This is a genomic window from Comamonas sp. B-9 (assembly GCF_000410635.1).
Classification (GTDB): Bacteria; Pseudomonadota; Gammaproteobacteria; order Burkholderiales; family Burkholderiaceae_C; genus Comamonas.
Map to the genome: position 1 here is coordinate 1 of NZ_APCR01000443.1, position 12661 is coordinate 12661.

8 protein-coding genes and 1 tRNA gene are annotated in these 12661 nt (G+C 59.2%); all 9 read right to left on the bottom strand.

All coding sequences use genetic code 11. The annotated features are described in order from the left end of the window. Positions 1–444: 444 nt before the first annotated feature. Positions 445–4674 carry a DNA-directed RNA polymerase subunit beta' gene (rpoC, locus tag H928_RS0104155; RefSeq protein ID WP_021025384.1) on the bottom strand — a complete coding sequence of 1410 codons (4230 nt, stop codon included), beginning with the start codon at positions 4672–4674 and terminating at the stop codon, positions 445–447. A gap of 19 nt (positions 4675–4693) precedes the next feature. Beyond that, positions 4694–8806 carry a DNA-directed RNA polymerase subunit beta gene (gene rpoB, locus H928_RS0104160; RefSeq protein WP_021025385.1) on the bottom strand — a complete coding sequence of 1371 codons (4113 nt, stop codon included), beginning with the start codon at positions 8804–8806 and terminating at the stop codon, positions 4694–4696. 270 nt (positions 8807–9076) lie between these two features. Beyond that, positions 9077–9451 (bottom strand): 50S ribosomal protein L7/L12, encoded by a 375-nt coding sequence (rplL, locus tag H928_RS0104165; protein ID WP_021025386.1) that lies wholly within the window; start codon positions 9449–9451, stop codon positions 9077–9079. A gap of 37 nt (positions 9452–9488) precedes the next feature. Further along, on the bottom strand, positions 9489–10007 hold the full coding sequence (rplJ, locus tag H928_RS26080; protein ID WP_021025387.1) for a 50S ribosomal protein L10: 519 nt from the start codon (positions 10005–10007) through the stop codon (positions 9489–9491). A 242-nt stretch (positions 10008–10249) separates the two neighbouring features. Continuing rightward, complete coding sequence (gene rplA, locus H928_RS0104180; protein ID WP_021025388.1) at positions 10250–10945, bottom strand: 50S ribosomal protein L1; 696 nt, start codon at positions 10943–10945, stop codon at positions 10250–10252. Between the two features lies 1 nt (position 10946). Continuing rightward, positions 10947–11378, bottom strand: coding sequence for a 50S ribosomal protein L11 (gene rplK, locus H928_RS0104185; RefSeq protein ID WP_021025389.1), 432 nt, complete (start codon positions 11376–11378; stop codon positions 10947–10949). Between the two features lie 102 nt (positions 11379–11480). Further along, the gene (nusG, locus tag H928_RS0104190) at positions 11481–12074 is read right to left on the bottom strand and encodes a transcription termination/antitermination protein NusG (RefSeq protein WP_021025390.1); all 594 of its coding nucleotides are present in this window, start codon (positions 12072–12074) and stop codon (positions 11481–11483) included. After that, entirely contained in the window at positions 12074–12457 is a 384-nt protein-coding gene (gene secE, locus H928_RS0104195; RefSeq protein ID WP_021025391.1) for a preprotein translocase subunit SecE, read from the bottom strand. Before secE ends, nusG begins: the two co-directional genes overlap by 1 nt. Before the next feature lie 88 nt (positions 12458–12545). Continuing rightward, positions 12546–12621, bottom strand: a tRNA-Trp gene (locus H928_RS0104200). Positions 12622–12661: the final 40 nt, after the last annotated feature.

Sequence of the window (12661 nt, forward strand, 5' to 3'; positions counted from 1 at the left end):
GGCGCGCAGCGCGGGCTCCACCCCGCCCAACACGGCGCGGGCAGATTGGCCCTGGCGCACGTCCTGCAAGGCGCGCGCCACCGCCAGCAGCTGGGCGGACAGGCTGGGGCCCTGGTTGGTGGTGGGCGCTGTGGCGGCCCGGGAGGGTTGTCGTGGACGGGAAGGGAGGTTCATGCCAAAGGAGTGCAAAGGCCTGGGGGCCTCTGCGGATCAAAAGGAATACTAATCGATATGCCCCAGGAGGCCTCTGCGCGTGCAGAGCCTGCCTGGTAAAGACGCTGTGCAAAGCGCCCTGCCCGGCTCCAAAGGTGGAACCGGAAGGAAGCTTGGCACAGAGCCATCTCCATCCTGCGGGACATTAAAAAACCCGTAATTCCGCGGCGCGAAATTACGGGTCTTGCTCATCCCAACCTGACCGGCTTGCACCGGTCAGGGATTGGCGGCTTAGTCAGCAGCAGGGTCTGCAGCGCTGTCGGCAGCGGCCACCGCTTCTTCCGACACACCGGCCAGATCGGCCGCTTCTGCATCGGCAATGGCACGGCGCTCGGCCTCGTCCATCTCGTCCTTGGCCTTGCGTGCCTGGTGGTAGGCCAGACCGGTACCCGCGGGGATCAGACGGCCCACGATGACGTTTTCCTTCAGGCCACGCAGCTCGTCGCGCTTGCCCATGATGGCAGCCTCGGTCAGCACGCGGGTCGTTTCCTGGAAGGAAGCGGCCGAGATGAAGGAGTCGGTCGACAGCGAAGCCTTGGTAATACCCAGCAACACGTTGGAGTAGACCGCTGGGATCTTGCCATCGCGCTGTGCAGCTTCGTTGGTGTTGAGCACTTCGGAGCGCTCGACCTGCTCACCCTGGATGTAGGAGGTATCACCTGGGGCTTCGATGACCACGCGGCGCAGCATCTGGCGAACGATCACCTCGATGTGCTTGTCGTTGATCTTCACGCCTTGCAAGCGGTACACGTCCTGCACTTCGTCCACGATGTAGCGCGACAGCTCTTCGATACCCAGCAGGCGCAGGATGTCCTGCGGATCGGCTGGGCCGTCGACGATCAGCTCGCCCTTGTTGACCACCTGGCCTTCGTGCACCAGGATGTTGCGTTCCTTTGGAACCAGCTCTTCCCAGACCTTGCCTTCCAGATCGGTGATCTGCAGGCGCACCTTGCCCTTGGTTTCCTTACCGTAGGACACGGTACCGGTCATCTCGGCCAGCGCACCCTTGTCCTTCGGCGTACGGGCTTCGAACAGTTCGGCCACACGTGGCAGACCACCGGTAATGTCGCGGGTCTTCTGGCCTTCCATAGGAATACGGGCCAGCACTTCGCCGGGGCCCACTTCCTGGCCATCACGCACCTGCAGCAGAGCGCCGACCTGGAAGCCGATCGTCACCGCGTGGTCGGTACCAGGAATCTTGACTTCCTGGCCGTTGGCATCAGCCAGCTTGACCTGCGGACGCACCACCTTGGCAGAGCCACGGTGCTTCGGATCGATCACCACCAGGGTGGACAGACCGGTCACTTCGTCGACCTGCTTGGCCACGGTCAGACCTTCTTCCACATTCTCGAACTTCACCTGACCGGCGTATTCGGTAATGATGGGTCGGGTCAGCGGATCCCAGTTGGCCAGCACGGTACCTGCCTTGATCTGTTGATCAGGCTTGATCGACAAGATAGCGCCGTAAGGCATCTTGTGACGCTCGCGCTCGCGGCCGTACTCGTCCTGGATCACGATTTCGCCGGAGCGGGAAATCACGACCAGTTCGCCCTTGTTGTTGGTCACATAGCGCATCTGTGGATTGAAGCCCACGATACCGTTGGACTTGGCTTCCACGCTTGAGGCCACAGCCGCACGCGAAGCCGCACCACCGATGTGGAACGTACGCATGGTCAGCTGCGTGCCAGGCTCACCGATCGACTGGGCAGCGATCACACCGACGGCTTCGCCGAGGTTGATCATGCCGCCACGGCCCAGGTCGCGGCCGTAGCAGGTGGCGCACAGACCAAAGCGGGTTTCGCAGGTCAGTGCGGTGCGCACCTTCACTTCGTCCACGCCAGCCGCTTCCAGATCTTCGATCAGGTCTTCGTCCAGCAGGTCGCCGGCCTTGGCCAGCACCGCGCGGGTCTCAGGGTGCAGCACTTCGTCCGCAGCGGTACGGCCGAGGATACGGTCGCGCAGCGATTCGATCACTTCACCACCTTCGACCACAGCGCGCATCAGGGTGCCGTTGTGCGTGCCGCAGTCGAGCTCGGTGATCACCAAGTCCTGCGTCACGTCCACCAGACGACGCGTCAGGTAACCGGAGTTAGCCGTCTTCAGCGCCGTGTCGGCCAGACCCTTACGGGCACCGTGGGTGGAGATGAAGTACTGCAACACGTTGAGGCCTTCGCGGAAGTTCGCGGTAATAGGCGTCTCAATGATCGAGCCATCGGGCTTGGCCATCAGACCACGCATACCTGCCAGCTGGCGGATCTGCGCGGCCGAGCCACGGGCGCCGGAGTCGGCCATCATGTAAATCGCGTTGAACGATTCCTGATCGACTTCGTTGCCATGGCGGTCAATGACCTTTTCCTTGGCCAGCTGGGCCATCATGACCTTGGAGACTTCGTCACCGGCCTTGCCCCAGATGTCCACCACCTTGTTGTAGCGCTCGCCAGCCGTCACCAGACCGGAGACGTATTGCTGCTCGATTTCCTTCACTTCGGATTCGGAGCGGGCAATGATCTCGGCCTTTTGCGGCGGCACCAGCATGTCGCCAATGGCGATCGAGATACCGGAGCGGGTTGCCAGGCGGAAGCCGTTTTGCAGCAGCTTGTCGGCGAACACCACGGTTTCCTTCAAGCCACACTTGCGGAACGAGATGTTGATCAGCTTGGAGATTTCCTTCTTCTTCAACGTCTTGTTGATCGAAGAGAAAGGCATACCCTTGGGCAGAATCTCGGACAGCAGCGCGCGGCCCACGGTGGTTTCCACCAGCTTGGTCGTAGGCTCGAACTCACCCGAGGCCTTGTTCTTGTTCCACTCGGTGAGACGCACGCTGATCTTGGTGGCGCGCTCGACCTGCTCGGCATCCAGTGCGCGTTGCACTTCGCCGATGTCGGAGAACACCATGCCTTCGCCCTTGCCGTTGATCCGCTCGCGGGTGGCCTGGTACAAGCCCAGCACCACGTCCTGAGAAGGAACGATCGAGGGTTCGCCCGAAGCGGGGAACAGCACGTTGTTGGAGGCCAGCATCAAGGTGCGGGCTTCCATCTGTGCTTCCACCGACAGCGGCACGTGAACAGCCATCTGGTCACCGTCGAAGTCAGCGTTGAATGCCGCGCAAACCAGCGGGTGCAGTTGCAGGGCCTTGCCTTCGATCAGGATAGGCTCGAACGCCTGGATACCCAGACGGTGCAGCGTAGGCGCACGGTTGAGCATGATCGGATGCTCGCGGATCACCTCTTCCAGGATGTCCCACACCACGGGGGTGCCGGTTTCGACTTCCTTCTTGGCGGCCTTGATGGTCGTGGCGATGCCACGCGCTTCGAGCTGCGCGAAGATGAAAGGCTTGAACAGCTCCAGCGCCATCAGCTTGGGCAGACCGCACTGGTGCAGCTTGAGCGTTGGGCCCACGGTAATCACGGAACGACCGGAGTAGTCGACGCGCTTACCCAGCAAGTTCTGACGGAAACGACCGCTCTTACCCTTGATCATGTCGGCCAGCGACTTGAGGGCACGCTTGTTCGCGCCGGTCATGGCCTTGCCACGGCGGCCGTTGTCCAGCAGCGAGTCGACCGCTTCTTGCAGCATGCGCTTTTCATTGCGGGCAATGATCTCTGGGGCCTTGAGCTCCAGCAGGCGGCGCAGACGCGAGTTACGGTTGATGACGCGGCGGTACAGGTCGTTCAGGTCGGAGGTCGCAAAGCGGCCGCCGTCCAGCGGCACCAGAGGACGCAGATCGGGAGGCAGCACGGGCAGCACTTCCATCACCATCCAACCGGGCTTGATGCCGGACTTCTTGAACGCTTCGAGGAGCTTGAGGCGCTTGGCGTTCTTCTTGACCTTGACTTCGGAGCCGGTCAGGTCGTTGCGCAGGCGCTCGATTTCCGAGTCGATCTCGATGCCTTCGAGCAGGTCCTTGATGCCTTCGGCGCCCATCTTGGCCACGAATTCATCACCGTACTCTTCGACGTTCTTGTCGTACTCGTCTTCCGACATGATGCTGAACTTCTTCAGCGGGGTCATGCCGGGGTCGGTCACCACGTAGGCTTCGAAGTACAGCACGCGTTCGATGTCGCGCAGGGTCATGTCCAGCACCAGGCCCAGGCGCGAAGGCAGGGACTTGAGGAACCAGATATGGGCGCAAGGCGCGGCCAGGTCGATGTGACCCATGCGTTCGCGGCGCACCTTGGTCTGCGTGACTTCAACGCCGCACTTCTCGCAGATCACACCGCGGTGCTTCAAGCGCTTGTACTTGCCGCACAGGCATTCGTAGTCCTTGATCGGGCCAAAGATCTTGGCGCAGAACAGACCATCGCGCTCGGGCTTGAAGGTACGGTAGTTGATGGTCTCGGGCTTCTTCACTTCGCCGAAAGACCACGAACGGATCTTTTCGGGCGAAGCCAAGCCGATTTTGATGGCATCGAAATGCTCATCAGGCGTGAATTGTTTGAACAGGTCGAGTAGCGATTTCATAGACTCTTTCCCCCTTCAATTAAGAACGTTCCAGTTCGATGTCCAGGCCCAGGGAACGGATTTCCTTGACCAGCACATTGAACGACTCCGGCATGCCGGCTTCGATAGCGTGTTCGCCCTTGACGATGGATTCGTACACCTTGGTACGGCCCACCACGTCATCGGACTTCACGGTCAGCATTTCCTGCAGCACATAAGCGGCGCCATAAGCTTCCAGCGCCCACACTTCCATTTCACCGAAACGCTGACCACCGAACTGGGCCTTACCGCCCAGAGGTTGTTGCGTCACCAGCGAGTAAGGACCGGTGGAGCGGGCGTGCATCTTGTCATCGACCAAGTGGTGCAGCTTGAGGTAGTGCATGTAGCCGATGGTGGTGGGACGCTCGAAGCGCTCACCGGTGCGGCCGTCATACAGGTAGGCCTGCGTGCGTGGCTCGGTCAGACCCTTGCGTGCCTGGATGTCATCCGGGTACGCCAGCTTGAGCATGTCCTTGATTTCCTGCTCGGAAGCACCGTCGAACACCGGCGTTGCGAAAGGCACGCCGTTCTTCAGGTTCTCCGCCATGAACATGATCTGGTCATCGGACAGTTGCTTGAGGTCTTCCTTGCGACCGCGGCTGTTGTACACCTCTTCCAGGAAGGAGCGCACTTCAGCGGCACGGGCTTCGGCCTGCAGCATGTCACCGATACGCTGGCCCAGGCCCTTGCCGGCCCAGCCCAGGTGGACTTCGAGCACCTGACCGATGTTCATGCGCGAAGGCACGCCCAGCGGGTTCAGCACGATGTCGGCGGTGGTGCCATCAGCCATGAAAGGCATGTCTTCCACCGGGACGATCTTGGAGACCACACCCTTGTTACCGTGACGGCCGGCCATCTTGTCGCCAGGCTGCAGACGGCGCTTGACGGCCAGGTAGACCTTGACCATCTTGAGCACGCCAGCGGGCAGCTCGTCGCCTTGGGTCAACTTCTTGCGCTTTTCTTCGAAAGCCAGGTCAAAGTTGTGGCGCTGCTGCTCGATGGAGTTCTTGATGGACTCCAGCTGGGCGGCGACGTCGTCTTCGGCAGGGCGGATATCGAACCAGTGGAACTTCTCCACGCCGTCCAGATAGGCCTTGTCGATCTTGGTGCCCTTGGCCAGCTTTTGTGGGCCGCCATTGGCCACGCGGCCGTTGAGCAGCTTGGCGATACGGTCGAACGCATCGGCTTCCACAATACGCAGCTGGTCGTTCAGGTCCAGACGGAAACGCTTGAGTTCGTCGTCGATGATCTGCTGAGCGCGCTTGTCGCGCGTGATGCCTTCACGGGTGAAGACCTGCACATCGATCACGGTACCTTGCGAGCCCTGGTCCACGCGCAGCGAGGTGTCCTTCACGTCGGACGCCTTCTCACCGAAGATGGCGCGCAGCAGCTTCTCTTCTGGGGTCAGCGTGGTCTCGCCCTTTGGCGTGACCTTGCCCACCAGCACATCGCCGGGCTGCACTTCTGCACCCACGTAGATGATGCCGGACTCATCCAGACGGTTGAGTTGCTGCTCGGACAGGTTCGGGATGTCGCGCGTGATTTCCTCGGCACCCAGCTTGGTGTCACGGGCCATCACCACCAGTTCCTCGATGTGGATCGAGGTGTAGCGGTCTTCCGCGACCACGCGTTCGGAGATCAGGATCGAGTCTTCGAAGTTGTAGCCGTTCCAGGTCATGAAGGCGATCAGCATGTTCTGACCAATGGCGATTTCGCCCAGGTCGGTCGATGCACCGTCGGCAATCACGTCACCCTTGGCCAGCTTGTCGCCGCGGCGAACCACAGGACGCTGGTGGATGTTGGTGTTCTGGTTGGAACGCTGGTACTTGATGAGGTTGTAGATGTCCACACCCACTTCACCGGCCACCGCTTCTTCGTCGTTCACACGGATCACGATACGGGTCGCGTCCACGTAATCGACGATACCGCCACGGGTAGCCGTCACGACGGTGCCCGAGTCGACAGCAGCAACGCGCTCGATACCGGTACCGACCATGGGCTTTTCAGGGCGCAGCACAGGCACGGCCTGGCGCGACATGTTGGCACCCATCAATGCGCGGTTCGCGTCATCGTGTTCCAGGAACGGAATCAGCGACGCAGCCACCGACACGATCTGTGCGGGCGACACGTCCATGTACTGCACGCGCTCGGCGGACAGCAGGGTCGATTCACCGTTTTCACGGGCAGAGACCAGGTCACCGGTCAGACGGCCTTCGGCGTCGAGCTCGGCATTGGCCTGCGCGATCACGTACTTGCCTTCTTCGATGGCCGAGAGGTAGTCCATCTGGTCGGTCACCTTGCCATCGATCACGCGACGGTAAGGGGTTTCGATGAAACCGTACTCGTTCAGACGCGCGTACAGAGCCAGCGAGTTGATCAGACCAATGTTGGGACCTTCAGGCGTTTCGATCGGGCAGACGCGGCCGTAGTGGGTCACGTGCACGTCACGCACTTCGAAGCCTGCGCGTTCGCGGGTCAGACCGCCTGGGCCCAGAGCGGAAACACGGCGCTTGTGCGTGATTTCAGCCAGCGGGTTGGTCTGGTCCATGAACTGCGACAGCTGCGAGGCGCCGAAGAATTCCTTCAGCGCAGCCGAGATCGGCTTGCTGTTGATCAGGTCGTGCGGCATCAGGGGCTCTTGCTCAGCCTGGCCCAGACGCTCCTTCACAGCCTTTTCGATACGTGCCAGACCGGTGCGGTACTGGTTTTCGGCCAGCTCGCCCACGCAACGCACGCGGCGGTTACCCAAGTGGTCGATGTCATCGACTTCACCCTTGCCGTTGCGCAGATCGACCAGGATCTTCACGACTTCGAGGATGTCTTCGTTGGACAGCACCATGGGGCCGATCGCGGTGTCGCGGCCGATCTTGGCGTTGAACTTCATACGGCCGACACGCGACAGATCGTAGGTGTCTTCGTTGTAGAACAAACGCTGGAACAGCGCCTGCACGGCGTCCTCGGTGGGAGGCTCACCAGGGCGCATCATGCGGTAGATGGCAACGCGTGCAGCGAACTCGTCAGCGGTTTCATCGGTGCGCAGGGTCTGCGAGATGTAGGCGCCGTGGCTCAGCTCGTTCGTGTAGATGCAAGCCAGATCCTGGATGCCGGCAGAGCGCAGCTTCTTGAGCAGCGCTTCGGTCATCTCTTCGTTGGCCTTGGCGATGATTTCACCGGTGTCAGGGTCAACGATGTTCTTGGCAGCGACGCGGCCGAGCAGGAAGTCTTCAGGCACGCTGATGAACTTGGTGCCCGATTGCTCCATCTCGCGGGTGTGGCGCGCGGTGATGCGCTTGTCCTTGGCGACGACGACCTTGCCCGACTTGTCGGTGATGTCAAAGCGCGCGACTTCACCCTTGAGGCGGTCAGCCACAAATTCCATTTGCGCGCCGCTGTCCATCAGGCGGAAGTTGTCGTTCTCGTAGAACGTCGCCAGGATGGACTCGGGCGTCATGCCGATGGCCTTGAGCAGAATCGACACCGGCATCTTGCGGCGGCGGTCCACACGGAAGAACAGCAGGTCCTTGGGGTCGAACTCGAAGTCCAGCCAGGAGCCGCGGTAAGGGATGATGCGTGCCGAGAACAGCAGCTTGCCCGAGCTGTGCGTCTTGCCCTTGTCGTGTTCAAAGAACACGCCTGGCGAGCGGTGCAGCTGCGAGACGATCACACGCTCGGTGCCGTTGACGATGAATGAACCTTTGTCCGTCATCAGGGGCACTTCGCCCATGTAGACTTCCTGTTCCTTCACTTCCTTGACCACCTTGGATTGGGGCGTGGAGGATTCACGGTCATAGATAATCAACTGCACCTTGGCGCGCACAGCGGACGAGAAGGTCAGACCACGGGTCTGGCATTCGCGCACGTCGAAAGCGGGCCTGGCGAGGTTGTACTCGACAAACTTCATCTCCACAAAACCGTTGTGCGAGACGATGGGGAAAGCCGAGTTGAAGGCAGCTTGCAAGCCTTCATCAGTACGCTTTTTGGGGGCCGAGTCTGCTTGCAAAAATGCGGTGTAAGCATCTTTTTGCATTTGCAGCAGGTAAGGCACTTCGAGCACGCTATCGCGGCTGCCGAAACTTTTGCGGATTCGCTTGCGTTCGGTGTAAGAATAGGCCATGAGATCTCCGGGCAAAGACATGAGTCCTGGGTCTTCGACGACACCCCCGCGAGGGGGTTGCAGCTTGGTGGGTTGGCCACTACCAACCATGGCAGACGGTGGTGCATTGCACACCACCCGAACCAAGGGGTTTTCTAGTGTCGGATGTTAGAAAACACTAAAAATCAGCCATCAACGGCCAGTTTTTGGTGTGCTCTAGCGAACGATATTCCAGAAGCGCCAAAGGCTGGAGCACCTTTTCGGGTACTCCAGCCTTGAAAAAGCCCTCAATTACTTGAGTTCGGCCTTTGCACCAGCGTCCACCAGCTTCTTAGCAGCGGCTTCAGCGTCAGCCTTAGGCATAGCTTCCTTCAGAACCTTAGGAGCGCCGTCGACCATGTCCTTGGCTTCCTTCAGACCCAGACCGGTGATTTCACGCACGGCCTTGATCACGCCAACCTTGTTAGCGCCGGCTTCCAGCAGCACCAGGTTGAACTCGGTCTTTTCTTCAGCAGCAGCAGCGGCACCGCCACCACCAGCAGCAGGAGCGGCCATAGCAGCAGCGCTCACGCCAAACTTCTCTTCAATTGCCTTGACCAGGTCGTTCAGTTCCAGAACAGTCATGCTGTCCAGGGAGGTCAAGAATGCGTCTTTATCGAATGCCATTTTGATTTCCTAAATATATCGGTTGGTTTTGCCGCGCTTAAGCTGCAGCGACTTCGGCGACTTCCGCGCCTTCGCCCTTTTTGGCCGCCAGTGCGCCCAGCACAACGGCCGTACGCGAGATTGGCGACATGAGCAAGCCACACAATTGGGCCAGCAGCACTTCCTTGGAAGGCACGCTTGCCAGTTGCTTAACGCTGTTAGCGTCCAACGCCTTTCCTTCGAATGCACCACCGCGAATCACCAACTTGTCGTTGGTCTTCGCGAAATCGGCCACTACCTTGGCAGCGGCGATTGCATCTTCAGAGAAACCGTAGATCAGCGGGCCGGTCATCTGGTCAGCGACCACTTCAAAGCTGCTACCAGCAACAGCGCGACGAGCCAGGGTGTTCTTCAGAACACTCAGCGTCACGCCTTGCTTGCGTGCTTCCACACGCAGCTTCGTCATGTCAGCGACCGTGATGCCGCGGTATTCCGCGAACACAAGCGTTTGAGCTTTAGCGGCGAGGCTGGTCACTTCATTGATGACCGCTTCTTTCTCACTGCGATTCAGACTCAAGGTCTACTCCTTCAAATGCGCATTAGGAGCGAACTCCACCTGCGCGCTCTTGTTGCAGCGACCAACTGTTTTGGAAATTCATCCATCTGCAGCGGGATCGCCATCTGCGTTGGCAAAAAGATTTAAGTGATCGAATCACACCAACGGTCTTGGATGGCCTGGCATGGCGTTTTTTTCAAAACCCCTTGCCAGCCCACCACACCAGACAGGTGCAAGCACCTGCCTGACGATTTTTTTAGCAATTACGCTGCGATGGTCTGTGCATCGACGCGCACGCCGATACCCATCGTCGACGACACCGCCACCTTGCGCAGGTACAGACCCTTGCTGGTAGCTGGCTTTGCCTTGTTCAGAGCGTCGATCAGGGCTGCCAGGTTGCCTTGCAGCTTGTCGTTCTCGAACGAGCGGCGGCCGATGGTCGAGTGAACGATACCAGCCTTGTCAACGCGGAACTGCACCTGACCTGCCTTGGCGTTCTTCACAGCCGTAGCGACGTCGGGAGTCACGGTGCCCACCTTGGGGTTAGGCATCAGACCACGTGGGCCCAGGATTTGACCCAGGGTACCAACGATACGCATGGCATCAGGCGCAGCGATCACGATGTCGAAAGGCATGTCACCAGCCTTGACCATCGCGGCCAGCTCGTCCATACCCACGATATCGGCACCAGCGGCCTTGGCTTCTTCAGCCTTGGCGCCTTGTGCGAACACGGCCACGCGGGTGGTCTTGCCGGTGCCGTTAGGCAGCACGACAGCGCCACGAACCACTTGGTCCGACTTCTTCGCATCCACGCCCAGCTGGATAGCCACGTCGATGGATTCGTCGAACTTGGCCGTTGCTGCGTCCTTGACGATTGCAACTGCATCAGCGAATGCGTACAGCTTGGTGGTGTCCACCTTGCCTTGCAGGGCCTTTTGCTTCTTGGTCAACTTTGCCATCTTAGAGGCCCTCCACCGTAACGCCCATCGAACGGGCGGAACCAGCCAGCGTGCGCACAGCGGCGTCAACGTCAGCAGCGTTCATGTCCTTCAGCTTGGTCTTGGCGATCTCTTCCAGCTGAGCGCGGGTGATCTTGCCGACCTTCGTGGCCAGAGGGTTCGAAGAACCCTTGTCCAGCTTGATCGCCTTCTTGATCAGCACCGTTGCGGGTGGGGTCTTGATGACGAACGTGAAGCTCTTGTCCGCAAATGCGGTGATCACCACAGGCAGTGGCAGACCTGGCTCGACACCTTGGGTCTGGGCGTTGAACGCCTTGCAGAATTCCATGATGTTGAGACCACGTTGACCCAGCGCTGGACCAATGGGTGGCGATGGATTGGCTTTACCAGCTGGCACTTGCAGCTTGATGAAGCCGACAATTTTCTTTGCCATTTATAGCTCCTTACGGGTAAAAACGCCCGCACTGCATAGCGCGGGCTCCCCGGGGGTTAAGACTCTGTTTAGGCACCGAGTCCGTAAGTGCATGAAAATGAATCAGGTTTTTTCGACCTGCGCAAATTCCAGCTCAACCGGAGTTGAACGGCCAAAGATCATAACAGAAACGCGAAGTCGACTCTTTTCGTAGTTTACTTCTTCGACAGATCCGTTGAAGTCCGTGAACGGACCTTCCTTGACGCGGATGAATTCGCCCACGGTGAATTCGATCTTGTGGCGAGGCTTGTCCGAGCCTTCTTCCATCTGCAGAACGATCTTCTGAACTTCTGCTTCGGAGATGGGAGCCGGACGGTTCTTGGCACCGCCCACAAAACCCGTCACCTTGCTGGTGTGCTTGACCAAGTGCCAGGTGTCGTCGTCCATGACCATCTCGACGAACACATAACCGGGGAACAGGCGGCGCTCGGTGGTCTTCTTCTGACCATTCCGCACTTCCACCACTTCCTCGGTAGGCACCAGGATGCGACCGAACTTGCTTTGCATGTCCGAGCGGTGAATGCGCTCCAGGATATTGCGCTCGACGGCCTTCTCCATGCCCGAGTAGGCATGCACGATGTACCAGCGCAGATCGGGATTAGCAGCACTCATAGGCGCCTCAGCGCCTGTGTTGGTTGTTTCGTCCGTGTTCGACATTACTTCCTCCAGCCCAGAACCAGGTCATACAAGACCCATTCCAGCGTTTTATCAGTCATCCACAAGAACAAAGACATGATGACCACAAACGCGAACACGTAGGCGGTCATCTGCAGCGTCTCTTTACGCGAAGGCCAAACAACCTTCTTGACTTCACGCCAGGAGTCCTTGGCAAAACCAACAAATTGCTTACCTGGTTCAGACACCAGAAAAACGGTGACAGCCGCAATGAGAGCCACAATCAGTACGGCCCACTGGGCAATCGCACCTTGTTTGGCCAACAGGTAAAAGCCGGCGATACCGGCGATAACCAATGCAGCTACGGCGAACAGCTTGAGCTTGTCCGCACCAGAACTAACAGTTTCAACTTGTGTAGCAGCCATGTCGACAATTCAGAGATGAAAATAGGCATCACTCAAGACGCCGAAGCCCGCCTTGTAATCAGGCGGGCTTGGTTGACCACTTATTCAGTGGCAGGGGCAGTAGGAATCGAACCTACAACCTTCGGTTTTGGAGACCGACGCTCTGCCAATTGAGCTATACCCCTACGAAATCAATACTTACGCAATGATCTTGGCAACCACGCC